Origin of the sequence: Nonomuraea marmarensis (assembly GCF_043197025.1) — a bacterium.
GTDB lineage: Bacteria > Actinomycetota > Actinomycetes > Streptosporangiales > Streptosporangiaceae > Nonomuraea > Nonomuraea marmarensis.
On sequence record NZ_JBICRM010000005.1, the window covers coordinates 168,635 to 194,197 of the forward strand.

The 25,563-nt window shown below is 69.1% G+C and carries 22 protein-coding genes; 14 read left to right on the forward strand and 8 right to left on the reverse strand.

Annotated features, from left to right (window positions below; genetic code table 11):
- The first annotated feature begins 75 nt into the window (after positions 1–75).
- A complete protein-coding gene (locus tag ACFLIM_RS10105) occupies positions 76–1,824 on the forward strand; it encodes a substrate-binding and VWA domain-containing protein (protein WP_393164197.1) in 1,749 nt (582 codons plus the stop codon).
- A gap of 29 nt (positions 1,825–1,853) precedes the next feature.
- Here the strand turns inward: ACFLIM_RS10105 and ACFLIM_RS10110 are convergent, their stop codons facing one another.
- From ACFLIM_RS10110 to cofD, 3 genes are all read right to left on the reverse strand, one after another.
- The gene (locus ACFLIM_RS10110; RefSeq protein WP_393164198.1) at positions 1,854–2,594 is read right to left on the reverse strand and encodes a lytic polysaccharide monooxygenase; all 741 of its coding nucleotides are present in this window, start codon (positions 2,592–2,594) and stop codon (positions 1,854–1,856) included.
- A gap of 83 nt (positions 2,595–2,677) precedes the next feature.
- The gene (locus tag ACFLIM_RS10115) at positions 2,678–3,946 is read right to left on the reverse strand and encodes a coenzyme F420-0:L-glutamate ligase (protein ID WP_393164199.1); all 1,269 of its coding nucleotides are present in this window, start codon (positions 3,944–3,946) and stop codon (positions 2,678–2,680) included.
- Complete coding sequence (gene cofD / locus ACFLIM_RS10120) at positions 3,943–4,881, reverse strand: 2-phospho-L-lactate transferase (protein WP_393164200.1); 939 nt, start codon at positions 4,879–4,881, stop codon at positions 3,943–3,945. Before cofD ends, ACFLIM_RS10115 begins: the two co-directional genes overlap by 4 nt.
- 181 nt (positions 4,882–5,062) lie before the next feature.
- On the opposite strand from cofD, the gene ACFLIM_RS10125 reads away from it, so the two are divergent.
- From ACFLIM_RS10125 to ACFLIM_RS10140, 4 genes are all read left to right on the forward strand, one after another.
- Positions 5,063–6,928, forward strand: a complete 1,866-nt coding sequence (locus tag ACFLIM_RS10125) for a hypothetical protein (RefSeq protein ID WP_393164201.1) — start codon at positions 5,063–5,065, stop codon at positions 6,926–6,928.
- 317 nt (positions 6,929–7,245) lie between these two features.
- Complete coding sequence (locus tag ACFLIM_RS10130) at positions 7,246–7,506, forward strand: WhiB family transcriptional regulator (protein WP_020546325.1); 261 nt, start codon at positions 7,246–7,248, stop codon at positions 7,504–7,506.
- 103 nt (positions 7,507–7,609) lie between these two features.
- Positions 7,610–10,417, forward strand: a complete 2,808-nt coding sequence (locus tag ACFLIM_RS10135) for a glycosyltransferase (RefSeq protein ID WP_393164202.1) — start codon at positions 7,610–7,612, stop codon at positions 10,415–10,417.
- Positions 10,417–11,706, forward strand: a complete 1,290-nt coding sequence (locus tag ACFLIM_RS10140) for a DUF5719 family protein (RefSeq protein ID WP_393164203.1) — start codon at positions 10,417–10,419, stop codon at positions 11,704–11,706. Before ACFLIM_RS10135 ends, ACFLIM_RS10140 begins: the two co-directional genes overlap by 1 nt.
- 128 nt (positions 11,707–11,834) lie before the next feature.
- On the opposite strand, the gene ACFLIM_RS10145 is transcribed toward ACFLIM_RS10140, so the two are convergent.
- From ACFLIM_RS10145 to ACFLIM_RS10155, 3 genes are all read right to left on the reverse strand, one after another.
- Positions 11,835–12,623: an aminoglycoside phosphotransferase family protein gene (locus tag ACFLIM_RS10145; protein WP_393164205.1), complete on the reverse strand. Its 789-nt coding sequence runs from the start codon at positions 12,621–12,623 to the stop codon at positions 11,835–11,837.
- Positions 12,623–13,354, reverse strand: coding sequence for a class I SAM-dependent DNA methyltransferase (locus ACFLIM_RS10150; RefSeq protein WP_393164206.1), 732 nt, complete (start codon positions 13,352–13,354; stop codon positions 12,623–12,625). The genes ACFLIM_RS10145 and ACFLIM_RS10150 overlap by 1 nt, the downstream gene beginning before the upstream one ends.
- A 214-nt stretch (positions 13,355–13,568) precedes the next feature.
- Entirely contained in the window at positions 13,569–14,009 is a 441-nt protein-coding gene (locus ACFLIM_RS10155; protein ID WP_393164207.1) for a metallopeptidase family protein, read from the reverse strand.
- A 326-nt stretch (positions 14,010–14,335) separates the two neighbouring features.
- Here ACFLIM_RS10155 and ACFLIM_RS10160 point away from each other — a divergent pair, with 326 nt between their 5' ends.
- Genes ACFLIM_RS10160 through ACFLIM_RS10180 form a run of 5 tightly spaced genes read left to right on the forward strand, consistent with a single transcriptional unit; the run spans position 14,336 to position 18,344 of the window.
- Positions 14,336–14,704, forward strand: coding sequence for a DUF3499 domain-containing protein (locus ACFLIM_RS10160; protein WP_113700081.1), 369 nt, complete (start codon positions 14,336–14,338; stop codon positions 14,702–14,704).
- 44 nt (positions 14,705–14,748) lie between these two features.
- Entirely contained in the window at positions 14,749–16,098 is a 1,350-nt protein-coding gene (locus tag ACFLIM_RS10165) for a phosphomannomutase/phosphoglucomutase (RefSeq protein WP_393164209.1), read from the forward strand.
- A complete protein-coding gene (locus ACFLIM_RS10170) occupies positions 16,095–16,262 on the forward strand; it encodes a Trm112 family protein (protein ID WP_082535407.1) in 168 nt (55 codons plus the stop codon). Before ACFLIM_RS10165 ends, ACFLIM_RS10170 begins: the two co-directional genes overlap by 4 nt.
- Positions 16,259–17,365: an SIS domain-containing protein gene (locus tag ACFLIM_RS10175; protein WP_393164211.1), complete on the forward strand. Its 1,107-nt coding sequence runs from the start codon at positions 16,259–16,261 to the stop codon at positions 17,363–17,365. The genes ACFLIM_RS10170 and ACFLIM_RS10175 overlap by 4 nt, the downstream gene beginning before the upstream one ends.
- Before the next feature lie 49 nt (positions 17,366–17,414).
- Positions 17,415–18,344 carry a cation diffusion facilitator family transporter gene (locus tag ACFLIM_RS10180; RefSeq protein ID WP_393164212.1) on the forward strand — a complete coding sequence of 310 codons (930 nt, stop codon included), beginning with the start codon at positions 17,415–17,417 and terminating at the stop codon, positions 18,342–18,344.
- A gap of 1 nt (position 18,345) precedes the next feature.
- Here the strand turns inward: ACFLIM_RS10180 and ACFLIM_RS10185 are convergent, their stop codons facing one another.
- Complete coding sequence (locus tag ACFLIM_RS10185) at positions 18,346–18,684, reverse strand: MerR family transcriptional regulator (RefSeq protein WP_393164213.1); 339 nt, start codon at positions 18,682–18,684, stop codon at positions 18,346–18,348.
- 102 nt (positions 18,685–18,786) lie between these two features.
- On the opposite strand from ACFLIM_RS10185, the gene ahcY reads away from it, so the two are divergent.
- Both ahcY and ACFLIM_RS10195 read left to right on the forward strand, forming a co-directional pair.
- A complete protein-coding gene (ahcY, locus tag ACFLIM_RS10190) occupies positions 18,787–20,214 on the forward strand; it encodes an adenosylhomocysteinase (protein ID WP_393164214.1) in 1,428 nt (475 codons plus the stop codon).
- A 246-nt stretch (positions 20,215–20,460) separates the two neighbouring features.
- Positions 20,461–21,696: an adenosylhomocysteinase gene (locus ACFLIM_RS10195; protein ID WP_393164215.1), complete on the forward strand. Its 1,236-nt coding sequence runs from the start codon at positions 20,461–20,463 to the stop codon at positions 21,694–21,696.
- A gap of 58 nt (positions 21,697–21,754) precedes the next feature.
- Here ACFLIM_RS10195 and ACFLIM_RS10200 read toward each other — a convergent pair whose 3' ends face one another.
- Positions 21,755–22,390, reverse strand: a complete 636-nt coding sequence (locus ACFLIM_RS10200) for a DUF305 domain-containing protein (protein WP_393164216.1) — start codon at positions 22,388–22,390, stop codon at positions 21,755–21,757.
- Between the two features lie 166 nt (positions 22,391–22,556).
- Between ACFLIM_RS10200 and ACFLIM_RS10205 the strand changes: the two genes are divergently transcribed.
- Both ACFLIM_RS10205 and ACFLIM_RS10210 read left to right on the forward strand, forming a co-directional pair.
- Positions 22,557–23,957 (forward strand): LVIVD repeat-containing protein, encoded by a 1,401-nt coding sequence (locus ACFLIM_RS10205; RefSeq protein ID WP_393164217.1) that lies wholly within the window; start codon positions 22,557–22,559, stop codon positions 23,955–23,957.
- A gap of 250 nt (positions 23,958–24,207) precedes the next feature.
- On the forward strand, positions 24,208–25,560 hold the full coding sequence (locus ACFLIM_RS10210) for an LVIVD repeat-containing protein (protein ID WP_393164427.1): 1,353 nt from the start codon (positions 24,208–24,210) through the stop codon (positions 25,558–25,560).
- Positions 25,561–25,563: the final 3 nt, after the last annotated feature.

The window sequence follows — 25,563 nt, forward strand, 5'->3', positions numbered from 1 at the left end:
ACATGTTCTAACAAGACTTGCGCCCGCTATGGGAGGCGCTGGGAGAATCATCACTCCCCTGGAGAGAGGTTCACCGTGCGGTTGGGTCGACACCGCGCCGCGTTGCCCGTTGAGCAGCGACGCAGGAAGGCACTCCTACGCGGCATGCTGGCCGGGCTCACGGTCGTGGCCGTCGTCGCGAGCGCCCTCGTCGTGGTGTTCGGCGGCGTGGGTACGTTGTGCAACACACGAGAGCCTGTTCTGGTCAGTGTGGCCGCCGCGGTCGATGTGGCCCCGGCGGTCATGGAGGCGGCGGGGCGGTTCAACGAGACGAAGACCTCGGCGGGCGGCCGGTGCGTGCTGGTCCAGGTGACCGAGCAGCCGCCGGCCACGGTCCTGCGTACGCTGATCGGCGACCGGGCGGGCGTGCTGCGCGAGCGCCCCGACGGGTGGATCGCGGACTCCTCGGCCTGGATCAGGCTGGCCCGCAAGCAGGGCGCCAGCGCGTTGCCCGCGGGTGAGAGCGTGGTGGCCACATCGCCGCTGGTGTTCGCCACCCGCTCGTCGCTGGCCCAGCGCTTTTCCGTGGGCAAGACCGAGATGAACTGGCGGATGGTCTTCCCCTCGACTGTGCGCGGGCGGCTCACGCCCAATGCGAACGAGCCCGACGTCGTACGCGTGCCGGACCCGTCCCTGGCCGGAGCGGGCATCGCGACCGTGGCCGCCGCCAGGGACGTCGTCGGCACCGGCCCGGAGGCGGACAAGGCGCTCACCGCGTTCGTCCGCTGGGCGCAGGCCGGCTCGGCCCCCGACTACCGCAGCATGCTGGAGGCGGTCGACGACCGCGCGTTCTGGCAGCGCCCGGTCGTCATCGTCCCCGAGCAGTCGGTGTGGAACCACAACCTGCGCCCCTCGCCGGACCCCGTCGTGGCGCTGCACCCGCGCGAGGGCACGATCAACCTCGACTACCCGTATGTCGTCACCGCCACGGATCCCACGGTCGCCGAGGCGTCCACGGCCTTCGCCGACTGGCTGACCGGCCCGCAGGCCCAGGAACTGGTGCGGCGGGCGGGGTTCAGGTCGGGCGACGGCACCCAGGCCCCGATCTCTCCGGGCCCGCAGATCCCCTCCGAGGCCCCGAAGACCCGGCCGTCGGTGTCGCCGCAGGACATCGACGAGGCGTTGCGCGCCTGGAGCAGGCTGGCCCCGCCGACGAACATCCTCGTACTGGCCGACACGTCCAGGCACATGGCCGAGAAGCTGGACGGCAGCACCAGGGTCAGGGTGGCGCTGGACGCGGCCAAGATCGGGCTGCAGTTGTTCCCCGACTCCACGCACATGGGCCTGTGGGAGTTCGCCGACACGCTGGGCCGCATCAAGGGCTACCAGGTGCTCGTCGGGCTCGGGCCGATCAACGAGCCGGAGACCGGGCAGGTGCTCCGCCGCAGCCGTCTCAACGAGCTGACCAGCACGATCGCGCCCCATCCCAACCTGGACAGCTCGCTCTACGACTCGATACTCAGCGGCTTCCGCTCGGTCACCGGCCAGTACGACGAGAAGATGAACAACACGCTGCTGGTGATCACGGCGGGCCGGGACGACGGCAAGGGGACGACGCTGCCGCAACTCCTCGACAAGCTGCGGCGCGAGTGGAACCCGGACAAGCCCGTACAGATCATCATCATCGCCTTCGGCAAGGGCGTGGACCGGGGGAGCCTGTCGCAGATCACCACCGCCACGAACGGCTCCCTGCACGTGGCCCAGGAACCGGGCGAGATCATCGACGTCTTCCTGGCGGCCCTGGCCCGCAGGCTCTGCCACCCCACCTGCAAGCCGACCACGTGAAAGGGGGCGCACAGGCGCCCCCTTTCCGCTTAGAGCCGCTGCCAGAGTGCCGGGACGTTGGGCGGTTCCCAGCCGGCGAGGGCGGTGTGTGCCTGGATGCACCGGTACGAGGCGCCGTTGTAGGTCACCGTGTTGCCGACCGCGTACGCGGTGCCGGCCCGCCACGTGCCTGAAGGCGTCGTGGGGGTCACTGTCGGGGTCGGGGTGGGCGTCGGGGTGACGGTCGGGGTGGGAGTGGGGGTCGGGTTACCGCCGCCACCGCCACCGATCTGGAGGTCGATGCAGGAGTAGAAGGCGTTGACGGTGTCGGAGATGTTCCAGATCGCCAGGACCTTCTGCCGGCCCGAGTAGCCGGACAGGTTGACGGTGTGCGAGACCGTCGCCGGTGGCTGCTGGTTGTTGCCGCTGAACACGGCCACCCGCGTGTTGCCGATGTAGTACTCGTAGCTGGACGTGGCGTGCCTGGCGGTGAACGTCCAGGTGAAGGTCACCGAGCTGCCCACCGACGCGACGGGCCACGGCTTGCTCTCGTCGCTGAGCTGGGCGAACTGCGACAGGTTGGCATGGCAGTTACGCAGGCCCTTCGGCCCCTCCACGCTCTGCGGCTCGTAGATGATGTTGCCGCAGTTGGGCACCCTGCCCTGGGCGCAGTTGGCCTGCCGGCTCGGGGGCGAGTTCACGTAGCCGTGCGCGAACGCCGGCGCCGTGTTGAACACCGTGGTGGCGACGGCGATCACCACCACGGCGACCAACGTGAGAGTCCTTCTCATGAAGCGGCTCCTTTACATGGGGGGATGGTCCAAATGTAAAGGAAACTTTCCTAACGGTAAACGGTCGGCTGACCGGTAGTTAGTCAGCGGGTGACGATGAAGTCCGCCGGGTCGCGGGGCGCGCGGTCACGCGGCGGAGCGGCTGCGTGCCCGATGGCCACGCAGCCCATCGGATCCCACGAACCGGGCAGATCCAGCACCTCGCGCACGACCGGGCGGCAGAACATCGTGGACGACACCCACGCCGAGCCGAGCCCTTCGACGGCGAGCTGGATGAGGAAGTTCTCCACCCCGGCGCCCGTCGCCACCACGAACATCTCCCGCTCCGACGCGTTGCGCCGATCGTCCCGGTACGTGTGCGACCCCTCCATCACCAGACACGGGACGACCAGGTAGGGCGCGTCGCGCAGCACGTCGCCGCGCCTGATCCGCTTGGCGATCGACTGTTCGGTGAACCCGTCGCCCCGCAGGTCCTCGATCCACGCCTCGCGCATGGCGTCGAGGAGCTTGGTCCTCGTCTCGGGCGACTCGACCAGCACGAACCGCCACGGGGTCGTGTGGTGCGGCGCGGGCGCGGCGATGCCCGCCGCCACCGCCCTGCGTACCTTCTCCGGGTCGACGGGCCGGTCAGAGAACTCCCTGATCGTACGGCGGGCGAACACCACATCCCGCGACCCGTAACGGAACAGGTCGTCGTCGGCGGGGCGGACGAGCGGCCTGACTCCTGGCCCGTCGTCCTCGGTGACCAGGTGGGACAGCCCGCGTACGATCGCCACGGGAACCCCGGCGAGCTTGCCCTTGACCAGCTCGGCCGCGCCCGCGATCTCGTCGGCCAGCGCCGTGACGGTGGCGCTGAGCGCGTTGCCGTAACCGTCCGACGTGCCGCGGAAGTCGTCGAGCGGCCGCACGCCCGCCACCCCGATGGCCACGTCGGTGAGGCCGTTGCGCCACGGCCGCCCGAACGTGTCGGAGACGATCACTCCTACCCTCGCCTGCAGCCCCTTCCTGATGCGCCGGGCCGAGGCGTCGGGGTCCTCGGGGAGCAGCAGCACGGTGCCCGGCTCGGTGTTGGAGGCGTCGACGCCGGCGGCGGCCATGACGAAGCCGTGGCGGGTCTGGGAGATCACGGTGTCGCCGCGCCTGGCGACCACGCGCTCGGTCTCGTCCTCGATCGCCTGGGTACGGTCCGGCGCCTGTCTGACGCGGCCCTCGGCCTTGCTCACGATCTTGGACGTAACGACGAGGATGTCACCGTCGCGCACGTCGGCATCCCTGAGCAGGGCCGCGACGTCGTCCCCCGGCCGCACCTCGCCGATGCCTTCGACGGCGACCACTTCCACGCGTCGGCTCATCGGGCCAGCTCCTGGGCGAGGTCGAGGGCGGTGCGGGCGATGTCGGCCGCGGCGCCGGTGTCGTGCATGAGGATCGGCCGGGCGACCACCTGGACGCCGCCGAGAGCGACCCCTTCGTCCTCCTCCGCCACCAGCCAGCCGTCGATCAGGTCGGAGCCGTACAGCTCCAGGACGGCCTGAGCCGTCGTCTCCACCCCGATGGCGGTCAGGCAGGCGTCGGCCATACCCCTGACGGGCGCGCCGCCGATGATCGGCGAGACCCCGACCACGGTTTTGGGCAACAGGGCGTCGCGGATGCCGGGGATCTGCAGGATCGTGCCGATGCTCACGACCGGGTTGGACGGTGGCAGGATGACGACGTCGGCCTGCTCGATGGCCTCCAGAACGCCCGGCGCGGGCTTGGCCGTGTCGACCCCCACCAGCGCGAACGACTGGGCGGGGACCGAGGCGCGCAGGCGTACCCACCATTCCTGGAAGTGGACGGCGCGCCTGCCGTGCTCGTCCTCGATCACGACGTGGGTCTCGCAGCGGTCGTCGCTCATCGGCAGCAGCCGCACGCCCGGCTGCCAGCGTGCGCACAGCGCCTGCGTGATCTGCGAGAGCGGGTAGCCGGCCTCCAGCATCTGCGAGCGCACGATGTGGGTGGCGAAGTCGCGGTCGCCGAGCCCGAACCACTGCGGCTCGACGCCATAGGCGGCCAGCTCCTCCTTGACCACGTGGGACTCCTTGGCGCGCCCCCAGCCCTGCTCCTCGTCGATGCCGTTGCCCAGGGTGTACATCACGGTGTCGAGGTCGGGGCAGACCCGTAGGCCGAACAGGGTGATGTCGTCGCCAGTGTTGCCGATGACGGTGATCAGGGCGTCCGGCTCGGTCGCGCGCAGGCCGCGCAGGAAACGGGCGCCGCCGATGCCGCCGGCGAGTGACACGATGTGCATGCGGCCCAGTCTTTCACCGGGCTCTGACAGCCCCGTCTCGGGAGTGGTTTTCTCCCTCTTGATAGAGGCGAACTGCCAGGTGTTGGGGGCTTTGTTAGGAAAGAGGTTCTTGGGACCCCCGCGGGGCGAGTCGGTGATGTGGCAAACTCCCTTCGGGCTAAAGGGTCCGATGGGGGTACTTGTGAGCAAATTTGACGTCGCCCGGCTGAGGGAGCCGGGCGCCTGGATCATGCTCGTCAGCGCACTGGTGGGCGTGCTGGTGGAGATCGGCCAGATCCTGGTCGGATCGACCGGCTCGTCCTTCATGGAACGCGCGGCGTCGAACCTCCCGGACCTGACGAGTCCGGTCGTGACGGCATTGTTCCTGGGTGCCGTGGTGCTCGTCACCAAGGTCGGCACGCCTTCGCCCAAGGCGAAGCCGATCGCGTACGGTGCGGCCTTCGGGCTCCTCCTGGCCGCGGTGTTCGGCATGCTGGCGCTCGTGCTCGGCCTGTTCGCGGGTAATGGGGCCCGTGCGACGGTGGAGTTCGCGCTCCGGGGCGTGCCCGCGCTCGCGTTGACCGCCATCGCGCTGGTCTACGTGCTCCCGCAGATCCTGCCGGAGCGTTCCGCCGCGCAGGTCTACCACCAGCCCCAGTTCGGCCAGCAGCCCCCGTATTTCGGTCAGCCGCAGCAGCAGTTCGGCCAGCCCGAGCAGCCCCAGCAGGGTCCCGGGTACGGCCAGCCCCCGGCCGCCGCCTATGGCCAGCAACCGCCCTCGGGACAGCAGCCGGGGTACGGCCAGGAGCAGTCCGGCGCCTACGGCCAGCAAGAGCCGCCTGCCGCCTACGGTCACCAAGACCCAGCTGCCGCCGCCTACGGCCAGCAACCGCCGTCCGGCCAGCAGCCCGCCCCCGCACAGCAGCCCGCCCAGCCCGCTTATGGGCAGCCGTCCGCCTATGGCCAGCAGGAGCAGCCCCCCGGCGGCTACGGCCAGCAGCCTCCCTCGGGCCAGCAACCCCAGCCCGGCCCGCCCGCTTACGGGCAGCAACCCCCGTCGGGTCAGCAGCATGGTTACGGGGAGCAGCCCCAGCACGGTTACGGGGAGCAGCCTCCGTCCGGTCAGCAGCCCGGCTACGGACAGCAGCCGCCGAGCTTCGGCGGCCATCCCGAGCAGCCGCCGAGCTTCGGCGGCCAGCCTGAGCAGCCCCCGTACGCGCCCCCCGCCGACCACCAGCAGTTCGGCCAGCCCGAGTCCCAGCCGGCCTACCCCGAGCCGTACCAGCCGATCAGGGCCGCCCTGCCCGCCGCCCCCTCGGCGCCGGCCCAGGACTACGCCACCCCGCCGGCCCAGGACTACACCACCCCGCCGGCGGAGTACCAGCCCGCCCCGTACGTCCCCGCGGACAGCCAGCCGAACGTCTACGGCCAGCCGAGCCCGAACCCCTACGCGCCCCCCGCGAACGACCAGCCCAACCCCTTCGCCCCGCCCGCGGACCAGCAGAGCCTGTTCGCGCCGCCGGACACCGCGCCCAACGCCTTCGCCGCCCCCGCGGACCAGTCGTTTCCGGCGGGCGACACCACCCCGAACGTGCCGTACCCCCAGGCCGACCAGGCGCCGTACTTCGGCCAGAGCGCCTTCGACCAGCAGGGCGGCCAGGCGGGGGGCCAGCCGTTCACGGGGTATTCGGGCCACGAGTACGCCACGCCGAACGCGTACCAGGAGCCTGACCTGCCTGTGGACCCGCGCTCGCAGCAGCTCATGGACGCCTACCAGCAGGCGGAGACGTACCAGCAGGCCGGCACCCAGTCCGAGCTCCGGGTGCCCGACTACTCCAGCCAGGCCGGCAGGTCGCACGACGACCCGTTCGGTCACCCGCAGCAACAACAGCAGGGGGGCTACGAGCCCCAGCAGGGCCAGTACAAGCCCACCCATCAGGCGCCAAACTGGAACGAACAGGGCGAATCGACGATGCGGCTCGACCCCTTCGGCGGCGACCAGCGCCGTCCGGGAGACGACCCGATCGACCCGACCGCCATATACACCCCCAATGAGCCACGCAGGTAACGGACCGGCAATGAACGGCTAGAGAGAAGGTGGGCCCGGGGCGGGCGTCTATACCGCCCTGGTACGGTTCCGACCGCTGACAGCGTTGAACGACCCCTGCCGACGCCATGCTCAAGGGTGTCGGCCGGGTGCGAACATCACATGCCGAGCACACCGGGGCGAGATCTGGTCTTTCCCCGGATACCGGCATGCCGCTTGACGTCAACCACGGCACGCGCGTGTAATTACAACCATGTTGTTACGCCTTCCAGTGGGTGGGTAGTAAGGAAGGCGTCCATGGGGGGCTCCATTGCGGGCGGGCGGCAGGGAGGTGTGCAGTGACCGATCCGGTCATCGCACAGGATCAGCTTGACGCTGAAGAACTCGGCTGGCAGGAGCGCGCGTTGTGCGCGCAGACGGATCCGGAGGCGTTCTTCCCGGAGAAGGGCGGCTCCACCCGAGAGGCCAAGAAGGTCTGCCGATCGTGTGAGGTCCGTGCCGAGTGCCTTGAATACGCACTCGAGCACGATGAGCGGTTCGGCATCTGGGGTGGGCTGTCCGAGCGGGAGCGCAGACGGATCAAGCGCCAGGCCGTTTAGGTATATGGGCGAAGGGGTCACGCGGGCCGCCGTGTGACCCTTTTTCGCATGCGTACCTGTATGGTTGGGCGCGCCTGATCAACCCCCCAGGAGCCGTCCATCCATGACCCGTCCCTACGTCACCGCGATCGTCGTCGCCCATGACGGCGCGCGCTGGCTCGGGGAGACGATGCGCGCGCTGGTCAGCCAGAGCCGCAGGCCCGATCGCGTGGCGGGCGTCGACAACGGCAGCAGGGACGGCTCGGCCGGCCTGCTCGCCCAGACGCTCGGCAGCGGCAACCTGATCTCCCTGCCCCGATCCACCGGCTTCGGCGAAGCCGTCGCCGAGGCGCTCGCGAAGCTGCCGCCCCGCGGCGGTGATGAGTGGATCTGGCTGCTGCACGACGACTGCGCCCCCGACAGGCGCGCGCTCGAATGGCTGCTCACCGCCGCGGAACGGGATCCGAAGGCCGCCGTGCTCGGCCCGAAGTTACGCGACTGGCTCGACCGCAGGCGGCTGCTCGAGGTGGGCGTGACCGTGGGGCGTACCGGGCGCAGGGACACGGGGCTGGAGCCGCGCGAGTTCGACCAGGGGCAGCACGACGGGACGCGGGAGGTGTTGTCGGTGTCCACGGCCGGCATGCTGATCCGCCGGGACGTGTGGGAGGGGGTCGGCGGGCTCGATCCGTTCTTCCCGTTGTTCCGCGACGACCTGGATCTGTGCTGGCGGGTGCGCAACGCCGGGCACAAGGTACTGAACGTGACCTCCGCCGTGGCCTGGCACGCCGAGGCGGCGGCCCGCAGGCGGCGGCCCATCGCGGTCAGCGGCGATCATCCGCGCAGGCTGGACCGGCGCAACGCGATCTTCGTGGTCATGGCGAACCTGCCGTTCTGGGCGATGTGGTGGGCGCTGCTCCGGAACGTGCTGGGCTCGGCCGTCCGCACGCTGCTGTTCATCGTGAGCAAGCAGCCGGCGAACGCGCTGGACGAGATGGTGGCCATGGGCTCGATCCTGGCGCACCCGTTCCGGCTGCTGAGAGCGCGGCGTGCCCGCCGCCCCGTCGGAAACAAGCAGGACCGCAAAAGGGGATATATCCGCATAAAGCGGTTGATGACCCCGCGGGGTGCGGCCTACCGGCGGCTCATCGACATGGTGCAGAGCTTCCTGGCCGGCGAGGCGCCCGTCGACTCGACCGGCCGCCACCATCACGCGTCGCCCGAGGAGGAGTACGAGGTCGTGCCGGCGGACACCGGCGCGGTCAAACGCTTCATCGGCCGCCCGGGTGTCATCCTCATGTTCGCGCTGACCATCGTCGCCCTGGTCGCCGAGCGGTCCTTGCTGGGCGGCGAACGGCTCGGCGGCGGCGCACTCGTCCCCGTCACGGGCGGCGCGAGCGACCTCTGGGCCTTCTACACCGAGGGCTTCCACGACATCGGGCTCGGCTCGACCGCCTGGGCGCCGCCGTACGTCGCCGTGCTCGCCGCCCTGTCCACGCTGGCGTTCGGCAAGACGTGGCTGGCGGTCTCGGTGCTGCTGCTCGGCTCGGTGCCGATGGCGGGCGCGACGGCGTACCTGGCCACCAGGCACCTCATCCCGGCGGTGCCGGCGCGGGCGTGGGCGGCGGGGACGTACGCGCTGCTGCCCGTCGCGACCGGGGCGATCGCGGCGGGGCGGCTGGGCACGGCGGTGGTGTTCGTGCTGTTGCCCCTCTACGCCTCCCTCGTCACCACTCTGCTGTCCGCGGAACGCCGCCGCGCCCGGCGCGCGGGCTGGAGCCTGGGGTTGCTGCTCGCGGTGGGGACGGCGTTCGTGCCGCTGGTGTATCCGCTCTTCGCCGTGCTGGGGGTGCTCGCGGCGGTCGCGTTCGGCGGTGTACGGCGGGGCGCGGTGACGTCCATGGCGATCGCGCTGGTGGTGCCGGTGGCGCTGCTGTTCCCCTGGCTGGCGGGGCTGGCCGCGGACCCGGGCAAGATCCTGCTCGAAGCGGGCCTGCACGATCCGGCCCTGGTCGATGCCGGTCTGGCCCCCGAGTCGCTGCTGGCGCTCAGTCCCGGAGGTCCCGGGCTGCTGCCGTTCTGGGTGACCGCGGGCCTGGTGACGGCGGCGCTGGCCGCGCTCCTCATGCGCCGCCAGCGGATGATCGTCGCCATCGGCTGGGGCATCGCCCTGTACGGGGTGCTGGCGGCGATCCTGGTCAGCCGCATCACCGTCGAGGGGGCGCGGGCCTGGCCGGGGGTGCCGCTGGCGTTCGCGGGCACCGGGCTCCTGGTGCTGGTGGGCCTGACCGCGCACCGGCTCGCCGAGCTGCGCGCCGGGGGCGGGCTGCTGCGGGTGGGGGCCACGGTGGTGGTGGCGGTGGCGTTCAGCACGCCGCTGCTGGCCGCGGGCTACTGGATGGTCAACGGGGTGCGCGGTCCGCTCGTGGGCGACGCACCCGAGGTACTCACCGTGCTCGCCGCGTTGCGTTCCACGCATGGTGAACGCACGCTGGTGGTCAAGGGGTCGTCCTTCACCGTGCTGCACGGCCGTACCCCGCTGCTGGGGGAGTCGGAGCTGCCCGTCGCGTCCGAGGCCCGCGCCCGGGTCGGGACGGCGGCGCAGGGGCTCATCGGCGGGCGCGGCGGCGACGCGGCCACGCTGGCACAGAACGGGATCGCGATGGTGGCCGTGGCGCCGCCCGTCCCCGCCGAACTGGCCAAGACGCTCGACTCCCAGCCGTCGTTGCAGCGGCTGAGCCTGTCGGAGGCGGGCGGGCTGTGGGGCCTGGCCGAGCCGGTCACGCGCGTCCCCGCCCAGCCGGTCAGCATCCTGCACACGCCGTGGCTCTGGGCACAGGGGGTGCTGGTGCTGGTGGCGGCCCTGCTGGCCGCGCCGGGCCGACGCTCGCCGGAGGCTCTTGAGACGCCGGCCGTGGCGCTGGCGGGTGCGTGATGAAGGCGTTCGTGGAGAACAGGTTCGGCCTGCTCGTGCTGGTCATCGTCGCTCTGACGGCCATGTACGGCGTCGCGTACGTCACCAGACCGGCCCCCTCGCCTCGCCCTTCGGTGGGACCCAGGAAGGTGGCCGTCGAGTCGGTCACCGCGGTCTGCCCCGGTACGAAGGGGGAGAAGGTGGGCGTCTACTTGCCCGGCACGCTGACCCACGAGGCGATGGACGCCAAGCCGTACCTGACGAACGGCCCCGGCGGCCTGGAGGCCGGCTACCTCACCCGGGTCACGCAGGGCGGCGGGCGCGGCCTGGCCGGAGTCCGCTGCACCGAGCCCGCCCCCGAGACCTGGCTGGTGGGCCCAGGACCGGCGAACGCCGACGTGCGCCTGCACCTCACGAACGCGGACAAGGCCCCGGCTCAGGCCGACGTGGTCGTCTTCGCGGCGGAAGGCGCGGTCTCGGGCGACAAGGGGATCGGGCTGGAGATCGCGCCCGGCGAGCACAGGGAGATCGATCTCAAGACCCTCGCGCCCTCCGCCGACGTGATGGCCTTGAGCGTCACCACCGTCTTCGGCCGCGTCGCCGTCGCCGCCAGGACCACGCTGGACGGCGGGGGCGTCGACTGGCTCCCCGCCGCCGCCCCGCCCGCGACCCGCGTCGTCGTACCCGGGATCCCCGGGGGCGGTGGCGGCCGCGAACTGCTGGTCGCCGCGCCCGGCGAGACCGATGCCGTGGTGCAGGTCAAGGCGGTGAGCGAGGACGCGGAGTACGCGATGAAGGGCCGCGAGTCGTTGGACGTGCCGGCGGGCAGCGTGGTCTCGCTGGACGTCACCACGGGCGTGGGCGCCTCCTCCGCCGCCCTGGTGCTCACATCCTCGGTCCCTGTCGTGGCCGGGGTCGTCATCACGGGCACGGGACAGAGGGCGGACGTGGCGTTCACGGCGGGGACTTCGTCGCTGGCCTTGGGCAGCGCGGTGGCCCGCAACGGCACGGGCTCACGGTTGGTGCTCACGGCGCTCGGGGGGCCGGGGAAGGTGCGGGTCCAGGTGGTGCCCGGGGAGCGGCCGTTTGAGGTCGAGGTGCCCGCGGGCCGTACCAGGAACGTGAAGCTCAAGGCGAAGGGCGATTTCGCGGTGGTGGTCACGCCTGTCTCGGGCGAGGTTTATGGGGGCCGGGTGGTGGAGGAACGCCTGAAGACGGGTCTCCTGATCACGGCCCAGCCGTTGGCCCCGGCCAGGATGTGGACGATGCTCCCGGCCCTGAACGACTCTCAACGCGTGGTATTGCCCTAAGGGGACTTGGGGAGGGTTCCAGGATGCACCGGAGGATCCGGGTGCGCAGGGCCCATGGATGACGCCCCATGTGTGATGCGGCGATCATTACATTAAGGTGGCCGAAGTATGACGTGGGACGCTGGATGTCAACGGGGTCTGAGGGTGTGGGCTATGTCGAGCCAGACGGTGACGTCCGAAGCGGTGAAGTGACGGATGGCCCAGTCCACCATGCGCAGGCTCATGTGCGCCCAGGAGACCAGGGCCACTGTGCCGGGGACGTCCACGTGCAGTTCAGGGGCGCGGTGGGCCAGGTCGAAGCGGAGGGTGAACAGGTCGAAGTCGGCGTTTCCGCGGGTGGCGCCGTCCCAGTCGATCACGCCGGTGACCGTTCCAGTCGCGTCCACCAGCACGTTCTCCGGGTGGAAGTCGGTGTGGACCAGATCGTCGCCCTCAAGGGTGTCCGGGAATGCCTGGCCGATTTCCTCCACCTGATCGAGCAGGTAGCGGGTCCGGCTGTCGTATTCGCGGAGCGATCCGTGCAGGCAGAAGCCCGGTCCGTCCGCACGCAGGTAGAGCCGAAGCGCCGGGAGGTCGGGACGCCCTGCGAGCAGGCCGCGGCATCGCTGGTTGATCTCGATCATGCGCTGTACGGTCGTCGCCGTGGGGATGCGTGGGGTGGTGCCAGGAAGCAGTTCCTGGACGATCACGCGGGACTGAACCAGCTCGTACTTCGGCGCTGGGATGCCCGCTGCCCGCGCCACCGACAGCAGGTGACTCACATCGGGGCCGCTGGTCAGGACCGATCGGTGGCCGTCGGGCCAGCGTACGTACGCGGCACCGACCTGACCACCAGGGCAAGGCCCCTCGTAAACGAGAGGTACGGGCAGCTCACGCAGGCACTGGTGGACGTCGAGCTTGGGTACGGGAGGGAGCATCAGGTCTTCTGCCAGACCGAGACGTGGCTCCTGCTGTCGCTGGTGAAAGGCTCACGGTTCCAGTCGGCCCAGCGTTCGCGCAAGGTCATGTCGGCGAGTCGCGCCATCAGGTCCAGCTCGGACGGCCATACGTAGCGGTGTGGCGACGAGCGGGTCTCAAGTTGCCCGTCCACTACCCAGTAGTGATGGGAGAACGCGATCTGCGACGCGAGGTCGTCGTACTCCTCGAAACCGAGATGCGCCGGAGTCACCGTGAACGGGTGGATGGTCTGGCCGGGCGGGAGGCGCCGCAGCTCCGGGACGTACACCTCGATCACGAAGTAGCCACCTGGTTCGAGCTGCGCCGCCACGTTGCGGAAGCACTCAACCTGTTCATCCTGCGTCGTCAGGTTGGTGATCGTGTTTCGTACCAGGTAGGCGAGTTTGAAGGGGCCGCCTACCCTGGTGATCGCGAAGTCGCCGATGGTCACGCCGATGTGCTCCGCGCCCGGCTTGGCCTGCAGTTGCCTCACCATGGCCGGCGACAGTTCGATTCCGTGCACGTGAACGCCCCGCCGGCTGAGCGGCAAGGCGATGCGGCCGGTACCGATGCCGAGTTCGAGAGCGTCGCCTGAGCCTGCCAGGTCGGCGAGGAAGCGCACCGCCGGGTCGACGACCGCGGGATCGAACAGTTCCGGCCATTTGGCCTCATACGTCTCTGCTGTTCGTTCATCGAAGTTGTTCTCTGGCACAGACCCACTGTGCCCAGAAGCGCTTGGCAGCCACCACCGATTAACTCCGAGCCATCACGGGGATGGCGTTGATGTCCAGCGCGCTCATGTACGACACCGAGAGCTGCGGTTCGCCGGGAATCGGCTCCGGCGTTCGGGAAATAGCGAGTCTCCGGCGGCGGCGGAAGCGGGTGATTTCCTGAACACCGCCACCCCCGCCGGCTGGAGCCCTCCTTTATCCGCGGTCTTCGTAGCCTGGGTCGACGGTTTCCGGGGAGAGGCCCAGGAGGGTTGCCACCTGTTCCACCACCGTGTCGTGGACCATGGCGCCCAGCGTGTCCCGGTCCCTTGCTCTGGCTTCCAGTGGGCGTCTGTAGACGACTACCGAGGCGGGGGTCTGGCTGGTGGCGGCGTCCGCGCGGCCGAAGGGGATCGGGTCCGAGCTCAGGCTCGGCCCGTCGCCCAGCTCGCTCAGCGGTGGTACCTCCTCCACCGCGAACTCCACCGCCGACAGCTGCTGCTCCCACCGTGGCCGGAGTCGGTCGACCGCGTCCAGTACGAGGTCGTCGAAGCGCTCGCTGCGGGACTTGGCCATGGGGACGTGGGAGGGGGCGAGTGGGCCGCGGAGGCCGCGACCGTGGCGATCGCGCCGTCTGGGACCGCGCTTCGGAGTCACGACAGCAAGTGTAAGGGGCGGGGGCATCGGTTCTGAGGAGCGGCGGCATGGGTTTCAAGGGGTGGCGCGAGCGGTGAAGGCCATGGGTTTCAGGGGGCGGTGCGAGTGGTAGAGGTCGTGGGTTTGAAGGGGTGGTGTGAGCGGTAAAGGCAGGGGTGCCCGGGCGTTCGGCGAGGTCCGCAGCCCGGGCGGGTGGCGGGCTGGAGGGTGGTGGCATCGGGGCATGTTGGTGGAAAGGCTGCGACAGGTGTCCGAATTGTGGCGACACGCTCGTTAAGAGCGCTCAGGTAGTGGCGCCTGGCAGACTTACCAGATACGGTCCCTCCGTGAGCCCCGTCCGCCGCTGTTCCCGCACCGCCTGCAGCCAGCCTGCCGTCTTCACGCTCACGTACGTATACGCCGACTCGACCGCTGTCCTCGGCCCCCTGGCGACGTACGCGGAGCCACATTGCTATGACCTGTGCGCCGAACACGCCGAGCGGTTGACCGCTCCCCGCGGCTGGGAGGTGGTTCGGCTGCCGACGGACGGTGGCTCGCCCAGTTCCGACGATCTCGAGGCGCTGGCCAACGCGGTCAGGGAGGCCGCGCGGCCCACTCCGTCCGGTGGTGGCGAGCCGGTCGGTCAAGGGGTCGAGGTCGGGCGCCGTGGGCACCTGCGCGTTCTGAGGTCGGCTCAGCAGCATCGCGACCGGTAGGCTCGTTTTACACGGAGGAAACGACCTAAGGGCGGAGCTGGAGAGTGGGCGACCTCGCCAAGATCTTCAAAGCGTACGACGTTCGCGGGGTGGTGCCCGACGAGTTCGACGAGCCGACCGCCGAGGCCGTGGGGGCGGCCTTCGTGGAAGTGACCGGGGCCGAGTCGCTCGTGGTCGCGCACGACATGCGCGAGTCGTCCGTGCCGCTGGCCGAGGCCTTCATCAGAGGTGCCCGTTCGCGCCGCGCCGACGTCGTACACGCTGGGCTTGGCTCCACCGACCTGCTCTACTACGCGAGCGGGAGCCTTGGGTTGCCCGGCGTGATGTTCACCGCCAGCCACAACCCCGCCCGCTACAACGGGATGAAGATGTGCCGCTCCGGCGCGGTGCCGATCGGTGGTGACACGGGGCTGACGGAGATCCGTGACAGGGCCGCCGAGCTGGTCGGGATCACCGCCACGCCCACCGGTTCCATGATCGAGAAGGATCTGCTGTCGGGGTACGCCCACTACCTGCGCACGCTCGTCGATCTCCAGGGCATCAGGCCGCTCAAGGTCGTCGTGGACGCGGGCAACGGCATGGGCGGGCACACCGTTCCCGCCGTGTTCGAGGGGTTGCCGATCGAGTTGACGCCGCTCTACTTCGAGCTGGACGGCGACTTCCCCAACCACGAGGCCAATCCGCTGGAGCCGGGGAATCTCGTCGATCTGCAGCGGGCCGTGGTCGAGAGCCGCGCCGACATCGGGCTGGCGTTCGACGGTGACGCCGATCGGTGCTGGGTGATCGACGAGCGCGGGCAGTCCGTCTCGCCGTCGGCCATCACGGCGCTGGTCGCGGCGCGCGAGCTGGCCAAATATCCGGGCGCGACGATCATTCACAATCTGATCACGTCCCTCGGCGTGCCCGAGATCGTCCGCGAGCACGGCGGCGTTCCGGTGCGCACCCGCGTCGGGCATTCGTTCATCAAGGCCGAGATGGCCCGCACGGGCGCGGTCTTCGGTGGCGAGCACTCGGCTCACTACTACTTCCGCGACTTCTGGTTCGCGGACTCCGGGATGCTGGCCGCCATGCATGTGCTGGCCGCGCTGGGGGAGCAGCAGCGGCCGTTGTCCGAGGTGGTCGGGGTCTACTCGCGTTACCACGCCTCGGGTGAGGTCAACAGCGCCGTCGCCGACCAGGGCGAGGCGTTGCGGCGGGTGCGAGAGGCGTTCGCCGGTCGCGGTGACTTCGACGAGCTCGACGGGCTGACCGTGACCGGGTCCGACTGGTGGTTCAACCTGCGGGCCTCCAACACCGAGCCGCTGCTCAGGCTCAACGCCGAGGCGGCCGACGACGGCAAGATGACGGCGATCAAGGACGAGGTCCTCGCCATTGTGGGAAAGGTGGCAGAGTGAAGATCGACGACTGGCTGCTGGAGATCCTGGCCTGCCCGGCGTGCAAGGCGCCCCTGCGCGCGGAGACCGAGGCCGAGGAGCTGGTCTGCACGGGTTGTGGCCTGATCTACCCGGTCCGGGATGACATCCCCGTCCTGCTCGTCGACGAGGCCAGGAAGCCGTGACCTGGGAGCCGGGGCGGCTCGACGATCAGCGGTACCTCACCGAGGGTGATCCGAGCGGCATGCTGCTCGCGGTCGCGGCCTCCGCCGCTCACGTACGCACCGGCTACCGCACCGCCGTCGAGGCCCATGTCGACCGCCTGGCGAGCCAGGGGCGCCCGCGCGCCATCGTGGTCGCGGGCATGGGCGGCTCGGGCATCGCGGGCGACATCCTCACGGCGGTCGTCGGCAACGGCGCGCCGCTGCCGATCGTGCCCCTGCGCTCCTACCAGCTCCCCGGCTGGATAGGCGCCACCGACCTGGTCATCGCCGTCTCCGGCTCCGGCGAAACCGAGGAGACGGTGTCCGTCGCCACGCAGGCCGTGCGGCGCGGCTGCACGCTGCTCGGCGTGGGCGCCCCGGGCTCCCAGCTGGAGGCCATCGCCACCCAGGCGTCGGCGATCTACGTGCCGGTGCCCGTCAGCGGCCAGTCCAGGGCCAACATCTGGCTGCTGACGATCCCCCTGATCGTGGCCGGCGCCGCGTTGCGGCTCCTGCCGGCGGACGCGGACCTGTTCGAGCGGGTGGCCAAGTCGCTGGAGGACATGGCGCACCGGTGCCGGCCGGCCAGCGAGTCGTTCATCAACCCCGGCAAGTCGCTGGCCATGGACCTGGCCGAGAGCGTGCCGATGATCTGGGGCTCGTCTCCGGTGGCGGCCGTCGCGGCGTACCGGCTGGCCTGCCAGCTCAACACCAACGCGAAATATCCGGCTATCTACGGCGAGCTGCCCGAGGCCGACCACAACCAGGTGGCCACCTTCGAGGGGCCGCTGGCCGAGCGGGACATCTTCGCCGACTCGGCGGGCCCGGCGATCAGGCTGGTCGTGCTGCGCGACGTGGAAGAACATCCCCAGGTGACGCGGCGGCGCGAGGCGTCACTGCGGCTGGCGCGCGAGCGCGACGTGGCGGTGACCGAGCTCACGGCCGAAGGCGTGCACCCGCTGGAGCGGATGGCCACGCTGATCGGGCTGGGCGACTACGCGAGCACGTACCTGGCGCTTGGATACGCCATCGACCCGACGCCTGTGTCCGCGATCACTGAGCTGAAGGCCAGGATTACGCAATAGGATCCCTTTTCAGGCCCTATGTAGGTGATCTTATGAGTGGAGTAAACCGGTGAGCGCGAGTGGCGGTACGAAAGCAATCATTGCGGCGTTGACCGCGAACCTGGCGATCGCCGTCGCCAAGTTCGTGGCCGCGACCTTCACCGGGTCCTCGTCGATGCTCGCGGAGGGCATCCACTCGGTCGCCGACTCGGGCAACCAGGTGCTGCTGCTGGTCGGTGGCAAGCGGGCGGCGCGGGCCAGCACCAAGGAACATCCCTTCGGCTACGGCCGCGAACGTTACTTCTACGCCTTCGTGGTGGCCGTGGTGCTGTTCACGATCGGCGCGGCGTTCTCGATCTACGAGGGTGTGCACAAGCTCTCCGACCCGCACCCGGTGGAGTCGCCCATCTGGGCCTTCGCGGTGCTGATCTTCGCGATCATCGCCGAGGGGTTCTCGTTCCGTACGGCGATCAGGGAGTCGAACGCCGTACGCGGCAACCAGTCGTGGGTCTCCTTCATCCGCCGGTCCAAGTCGCCCGAGTTGCCGGTCATCCTGCTGGAGGACCTGGGCGCGCTATTCGGCCTGATCTTCGCGTTGTTCGGCGTGACGATGGCGGTCATCACCGGCGACGGCGTCTGGGACGGCATCGGCACCCTGATGATCGGCGTGCTGCTGGCCGTGATCGCGATCGTGCTGGCCATGGAGACCAAGTCGCTGCTGGTCGGTGAGGGCGCCACGTCCGAGATGGAGGAGCGGATCCGGGTCGCGCTGGAGAGCGCGCCCGAGGTGGCCAGGATCATCCACATGCGCACGCTGCACCTCGGGCCGGAGGAGCTGCTGGTGGGGGCCAAGATCGCGGTCTCGCACGACGACTCGGCCGGCGAAGTGGCCCGGGGCATCGACGAGGCCGAGCGGCGCATCCGCGAGGCCGTGCCGATCGCCCGGGTCATCTACCTGGAGCCGGACCTCGACAGGTCCCGCAGCACCACAGCCGGATAGCTCACCTGCCGGACGGGCGTAGCAGCCGCAGGGCCTTCTCCTTCTCGAAGTCCAGGGCCCTGCGCGGCACCTGGATGCGCCCGATCCGCACCCCGAGATCGCGTACGGCCGCCGCCACCCCGGGCTCGCTCAGCACCCGCAACGCGAACGCCAGCTCGGCCGGCGACACGTCGAACCGCTTCTCCAGCTCCACCCCCTGCGCCACGGCGGCCAGCTCGTCGGGCCCGAACCGCCGGTGCGCTCCCTGCTCCCGTACCGGCGGCAGCAGGCCGAGTGCCTCCCGGTATCGGAGCATTCGAGGGGACATGCCGAGCCGCTTGGCTGCTTCCGTGATGCGCATTCTTACATTCTTACGTCAGTTTCAACGTTGTCGTGGTGCGCCCCCGCCCGAGAGCCACCTACACTCGTTCGCGACGACATCCGTGACGCGAGGGGAAAACCGATGGACTTCAAGGTCGCAGACCTTTCACTTGCCGACTTCGGCCGCAAGGAGATCCGGCTCGCCGAGCACGAGATGCCCGGCCTCATGGCGGTCCGCCGCGAATACTCGGATACGCGACCTTTGTCCGGCGCGAAGATCATGGGCTCCCTGCACATGACGATCCAGACCGCCGTCCTCATCGAGACGCTCGTGGCGCTCGGCGCCGAGGTCCGCTGGGTCAGCTGCAACATCTTCTCCACGCAGGACCACGCCGCCGCCGCGGTGGTCGTCGGCCCCAACGGCACCGTCGACGACCCGCAGGGCGTGCCGGTGTTCGCCTGGAAGGGCGAGACGCTGGAGGAGTACTGGTGGTGCACCGAGCAGGCCCTCACCTGGCCGAACGGCGACGCGCCCAACATGATCCTGGACGACGGCGGCGACGCCACGCTCCTCGTGCACAAGGGCGCCGAATATGAGAAGGCCGGCGCGGTGCCCGCCGCCACCGCCGACGACCCGGAGGAGTGGCACGTCATCATCGACCTGCTCACTCGCACGGTCGGCGACGACAAGCGCTGGACCACGATCGCCGAGAGTATCAAGGGCGTCACCGAGGAGACGACCACCGGCGTGCACCGCCTCTACGAGATGCACAAGGACGGCCAGCTCCTCTTCCCGGCCATCAACGTCAACGACTCGGTCACCAAGTCCAAGTTCGACAACAAGTACGGCTGCCGCCACTCCGTCATCGACGGCCTCAACCGCGCCACCGACGTGCTGATCGGCGGCAAGGTGGCCGTGGTCTGCGGTTACGGAGACGTCGGCAAGGGCTGCGCCGACGCGCTGCGCGGCCAGGGCGCCCGCGTCATCGTGACCGAGATCGACCCGATCTGCGCGCTCCAGGCGGCCATGGACGGCTTCCAGGTGACCACGCTGGACGAGATCGTCGGCATCGCGGACATCTTCGTCTCCGCCACCGGCAACTTCAACATCATCACCGCCGCGCACATGGCGAAGATGAAGCACCAGGCGATCGTCTCGAACATCGGCCACTTCGACAACGAGATCGACATGGCGGGCCTGGCCAAGCTGCCCGGCATCGTCAAGAACAACATCAAGCCGCAGGTCGACGAGTGGGTCTTCGAGGACGGGCACTCGATCATCGTGCTGGCCGAGGGCCGGCTGATGAACCTCGGCTGCGCGACCGGCCACCCGAGCTTCGTCATGTCCAACTCGTTCACCAACCAGGTGATCGCGCAGATCGAGCTGTTCGCGAAGACGTCGGAATACCCGATCGGCGTCTACACCCTGCCCAAGCACCTGGACGAGAAGGTCGCCCGCCTGCACCTGGACGCCCTGGGCGTCAAGCTCACCGAGCTCAGCAAGGAACAGGCCGCCTACATCGGCGTCCACGTCGAAGGCCCCTACAAGTCCGACCACTACCGGTACTAGATGTGATCGTTGCTGCTCCGGGAGGGGGGTTCTCGCCTCCCGGAGCCGTATCGTTCTCGCCGACGTAAGCTTTCCGTCACAGGCGCGCTCTTTCAGAGCGCTCAACACACCCACCTTGTACGCAGGCCAAGTTGCCCGCACGCGCCGACGCCGGTTTCCGTCTGTCATGGCCGGTCGTGAAGGCTCACGGGCTGAGCGCCGTGACGAAGCGCCTGCTTGGCCGCGTTCTTCGCTCGAAGGCTGGCCATGGATCTCAGTGATAGCGGTGAGCGGCAGATCTCCTGGGCCGCTCGTTCGATGCCGGTGTTGACGGCGATCGGGGAGCGGTTCGGCCTCGAACGGCCGCTCGACGGGGTGAAGATCGCCGCCTGCCTGCACGTCACCGCTGAGACCGCCGTGCTGATGGGTGCTTTGAAGGCGGGCGGCGCCGAGATCGCCCTGGCCGCCTCCAATCCCTTGTCCACCCAGGACGACGTCGCCGAGTCCCTGCGGGCTTACGGGATGGCCGTGCACGCGCGGGCCGGGGTGGATCGTGCCACCTATTACCGGCACATCCATCGGGCGCTCGATCTCGAGCCGGATCTCGTGCTCGACGACGGGTGCGATCTCGTCAACATCCTCCACACCGAGCGTACTGACCTGCTCGAACGTGTCACCGGCGGGTGTGAGGAGACCACCACCGGGATCATCAGGCTGCGGCAGATGGCCGCCGAGGGCGCGCTGCGGTTTCCGGTCGTGGCGGTGAACGACACGCGGACCAAGCGCATGTTCGACAACCGGTACGGCACCGGGCAGTCCACGCTCGACGGGATCATGCGGGCCACCAACACCATGCTGGCGGGCCGTACCCTGGTTGTGGCCGGGTTCGGGTTCTGCGGGCGGGGGGTGGCCGAGCGGGCCAAGGGGTTCGGGGCGCGGGTGATCGTGACCGAGATCGACGCCGTGAAGGCGCTCGACGCGACCCTGCAGGGCTACGAGGTGCGGCCGATGGCCCAGGCGGCGCTGCTCGGCGACCTGTTCGTCACCGTGACCGGCAACCGCGACGTGATCAGGGCCGAGCACCTGTCGGTGATGCGGGACGGCGCGATCCTGGCCAACGCCGGGCACTTCGACGTGGAGATCGACGTGCGGGCGCTGGACGAGCTGGCCCACGAGGTGCACCGGGGCGTACGGCCCAACACCGACGAGTACGTCATGCCCGACGGTCGCAGGCTGCTGTTGCTCGCCGAGGGGCGGCTGGTCAACCTCACCGCCGCCGAAGGGCATCCGGCGGCCGTCATGGACATGTCGTTCTCCGCGCAGGCCCTCGCCGTGGCGTGGCTGGTCGGCGAGCGGGCGAACCTGGAGCCCGGCGTCTACGATGTGCCGTCGGAGATCGACCACGAGGTGGCCAGACTCAAGCTGGCCGCCACCGGCATCGGCATCGACACGCTCACCGACGAGCAGGAGGACTACCTGCACTCCTGGCGAGTGGGCTCCTGAACCGGCCTGGGCTTCTTGAGCCGGCCCGTCGGAGGGCCTGAGCGGCTTCCAGCAGCGGCTACTGGGCCGCCTGCATCTCCTGCATGCGGCGGATCTCCGCCGTCTGCTCCACGCTGACCTCGTTGGCCAGCTCCTCGATCTTGATGTGGGACCCGCTCGTCAGTACCTGCTCCGACATCTTGATCGCGCCCAGATGGTGGTTGATCATGAGCTGCAGGAACATCCGGTCGAAGTCCTTGCCCGTGGCCGCCTTCAGCGCCTCCACCTGCTCGGGCGTGGCCATCCCCGGCATCCCGTCGTGCGCCGCGTGGTGGTCGGGCACCTTCTGCTCCTGCTCCCGTAGCCAGGTGGTCATGTACTGGATCTCCGGGCCCTGGGCGGCCTTGATCCGGTCGGCCAGGCCCTTGAGCTTGGCCGAGTCGGCCCTGGTCGGCACCAGGAGCGCCATGTCCAGGGCCTGCTGATGATGGACGATCATGTCCTGGACGTACGTGACGTCGGCGGCGTTCGCGGTCGGCGCGGGCACGGCGGTGGCGGCCTCGGCGGGCGACAGCGTCTTGGCCTGCTCGCCGGGGCGCCCGGGAGCGATCACGGGCGCGGTCGAGTCGGCCCGCGGCGCCTGCGGGGTGGTGCTGGAGCTACAGCCGGCAAGGGCAACGACCGTGCCCACGATGACGATGAGCGCGCCGCGCACCCAGCCTCCCTGACTGACTCGGTTGAGAAAAGGCACTCTAGGACATAAGGATACCGATTGAAAGGGGGCGAACCGGAACAAAAATTGACAGTTTGGACGCTGGCCTTCGGAGCCCGGGGACGCGAAGATTACGTAGATTTATGCCCCCTTTATCGGAGGTTCCCGAGTGTTCACCCCCCGCAGAGCGGTCATCCTTATCGCGGCTTTCGTCGCGATGGCCGGCACTACCGTGTCGGCTCAGGCTGCGGACATCCCGGCTCCCGGCGCGATCGTCATGAGCCCCAACATCCAGCACGTCACCAACGTGCCCAAGCCCGAAGCCCTGACCGACATCAACACGGACATGGCCTTCCAGGACGACTACGCGTACGTCGGCAACTACTCCGGCTTCTCGATCTACAACATCAAGAACCCGAAGAAGACGTCGGTCGTCAGCTCCGTGGTCTGCCCCGGCGGACAGATGGACATGTCCGTCTACGGCAACCTGCTGTTCGGCTCCGTCGACTCCTCCCGTAACAACGACTCTTGCAGCAGCACCACGCAGCCCGCCTCGGTCAAGGAGTCGTGGGAGGGCATCCGCATCTTCGACGTCTCCGACAAGGCCAACCCGACGTACATCAAGTCGGTCGAGACGAACTGCGGCTCCCACACGCACACCCTGGTGCCGGACAGGTGGGGCAAGAACGTCTACATCTACATCTCCTCCTACGGCCCGAACGACTCGTTCCCGGACTGCAAGACGCCGCACGACCTGATCTCGATCGTCAAGGTTCCGCTGAAGAACCCGACGGCCGCCTCGGTCATCGCGACGCCGGTCCTGTTCCCCGAGGGCGGCTTCCCCGGCGTGCCGGGGTCCTACCCCAACGGCAAGTCCGCCACCACGGGTTGCCACGACATCACGGCCTACCCGGAGAAGGGCATCGCGGCGGGCGCGTGCATGGGTGAGGGCATCCTGCTCGACATCCGCAACCCCGAGCAGCCCAAGGTCACCGCCACCGTCCGCGACGAGGTGAACTTCGCCTTCTGGCACTCGGCCACCTTCAACAACGACGGCACGAAGGTCATCTTCACCGACGAGCTCGGCGGCGGCACCAGGGCCACCTGCAACGAGGCCATCGGCCCGAACAAGGGTGCCAACGCGTACTACGACATCGTGAACGGACAGCTCCAGTTCAAGAGCTACTTCAAGATCGGGCGCTACCAGGCCGACACCGAGAACTGCGTGGCGCACAACGGCTCGCTGATCCCGGTCAAGGGCCGCGACATCATGGTGCAGGCGTGGTACCAGGGCGGCATCTCGGTGGTCGACTTCACCGACTCGGCGCACCCGCAGGAGATCGCCTTCTTCGAGCGGGGCCCGGACAACACCGCTCCGGCACTCAGCGGCGGCTTCTGGTCGGCGTACTACTACAACGGCTACATCTACGGCTCCGACTTCAACCTGGGCCTCGATGTGCTGAAGATCAACGACTGGCGTACGAACAAGGCGAACGGCGTCAAGCAGAACCTGCTGAACGTCCAGACCCAGCCGTCGTACTCCGAGCGCGGCCACGGCCACGATCACTGATCCACCCGCGGCACTGATCCACCCGAAGGCGGCGAGGACCCCGGGTCCTCGCCGCCTTCGGCTGTCAAAAGCCAAATACCGTACGTCGGCGGCAAACAGCTTGCAAGCCATCAAGTCATGAAATTTTTTGACAACGTGACATCTGGTGAGGAAGGAAGTTGAGGTTCAGGATTTGGGGCACTTGTGTCGTTATTCGGACACACGTGATCAAGGAGGCTCCCGAGTGTTCAATCCGCGCCGTGCCCTCGTCATGGCCGGGGCGGCCGTCGCGTTAGCGCTGACGGCGACGCCCGCGCTGGCCAACGACATCCCGCCGCCCGACACCGTCGTGACCAGCCAGAACGTATCCCACGTCCTGAATATCCCGAAGCCCGCCCCGATCGCCGCCACGATCAACACCGACATCGCCTTCCAGGGCGACTACGCCTACGTCGGCAACTACGGCGGCTTCTCGATCTACGACATCAGGAACCCCAAGAAGGCCAAGGTCGTCAGCTCCGTCGTCTGCCCAGGCTCGCAGATGGACGTGACCGTGTACGGCAACCTGCTGTTCACCGCCGTCGACTCCTCACGCAACAACGACTCGTGCGCCAGCACCGCCCAGCCCGCCTCGGTCAAGGAGTCCTGGGAGGGCGTACGCATCTTCGACGTCTCCGACAAGGCGAATCCGAAGTACATCAAGTCCGTCGAGACCAACTGCGGCTCCCACACCCTGACCCTGGTGCCGGGCAAGGGCCGTGACCTGACCAAGAACGTCTACATCTACGTCTCGTCCTACTCGCCGGCGGCCAACTTCCCGGACTGCCTGCCGCCGCACGACAAGATCTCGATCATCAAGGTGCCGCTCAGGAACCCGACCGCCGCGGCCGTCGCGGCCACCCCGGTCGTCTTCCCCGACGGCGGCAACGAGACCCAGCCGGGCCTGCTCATCCCGACCAGCGGCTGCCACGACATCACCGCCTACGCCGAGAAGGACATCGCGGCGGGCGCGTGCATGGGTGACGGCGTGTTGTTCGACATCTCCGACCGGCTGAACCCCAAGGTCACCGCCCGGACCACGGATCAGAACTTCGCGTTCTGGCACTCGGCCACGTTCACCAACGACGCCAGGAAGGTCGTCTTCACCGACGAGCTCGGCGGTGGCGGCGCGGCAACCTGCAACGAGGCCACCGGGCCCAACCGCGGCGCGGACGCGATCTACGACGTCTCGAACGGGCAGTTCACGTTCAAGAGCTACTTCAAGATCCCGCGCTTCCAGGCCGACAGCGAGAACTGCGTGGCGCACAACGGCTCGCTGATCCCGGTCAAGGGCCGCGACATCATGGTCCAGGCCTGGTACATGGGCGGGTTGTCGATCTGGGACTTCACCGACGCCGCCCACCCGAGGGAGATCGGCTACTTCGAACGCGGTCCCCGCGCGGCCGGCGGTGGCGGCGGCATCTGGTCCGCCTACTACTACAACGGCTACATCTACGGGGCCGACTTCAACGAAGGCCTCGACATCATCAAGATCAACGATCCGCTGACGAACAGCGCCAAGGACGTTCGTACCGACCGGTTGAACGTGCAGACGCAGGAGTCCTACCGGAGCTGGGGGCACTGACCC

Coding starts and splice junctions, on each gene's coding strand:
- ACFLIM_RS10110 (WP_393164198.1), bottom strand. CDS start 2,594: ATGAGAAGGACTCTCACGTTGGTCGCCGTGGTGGTGATCGCCGTCGCC.
- ACFLIM_RS10115 (WP_393164199.1), bottom strand. CDS start 3,946: ATGAGCCGACGCGTGGAAGTGGTCGCCGTCGAAGGCATCGGCGAGGTG.
- cofD (WP_393164200.1), bottom strand. CDS start 4,881: ATGCACATCGTGTCACTCGCCGGCGGCATCGGCGGCGCCCGTTTCCTG.
- ACFLIM_RS10135 (WP_393164202.1), top strand. CDS start 7,610: ATGACCCGTCCCTACGTCACCGCGATCGTCGTCGCCCATGACGGCGCG.
- ACFLIM_RS10140 (WP_393164203.1), top strand. CDS start 10,417: ATGAAGGCGTTCGTGGAGAACAGGTTCGGCCTGCTCGTGCTGGTCATC.
- ACFLIM_RS10145 (WP_393164205.1), bottom strand. CDS start 12,623: ATGCTCCCTCCCGTACCCAAGCTCGACGTCCACCAGTGCCTGCGTGAG.
- ACFLIM_RS10185 (WP_393164213.1), bottom strand. CDS start 18,684: ATGCGCATCACGGAAGCAGCCAAGCGGCTCGGCATGTCCCCTCGAATG.
- ahcY (WP_393164214.1), top strand. CDS start 18,787: ATGGACTTCAAGGTCGCAGACCTTTCACTTGCCGACTTCGGCCGCAAG.
- ACFLIM_RS10195 (WP_393164215.1), top strand. CDS start 20,461: ATGGATCTCAGTGATAGCGGTGAGCGGCAGATCTCCTGGGCCGCTCGT.
- ACFLIM_RS10210 (WP_393164427.1), top strand. CDS start 24,208: ATGGCCGGGGCGGCCGTCGCGTTAGCGCTGACGGCGACGCCCGCGCTG.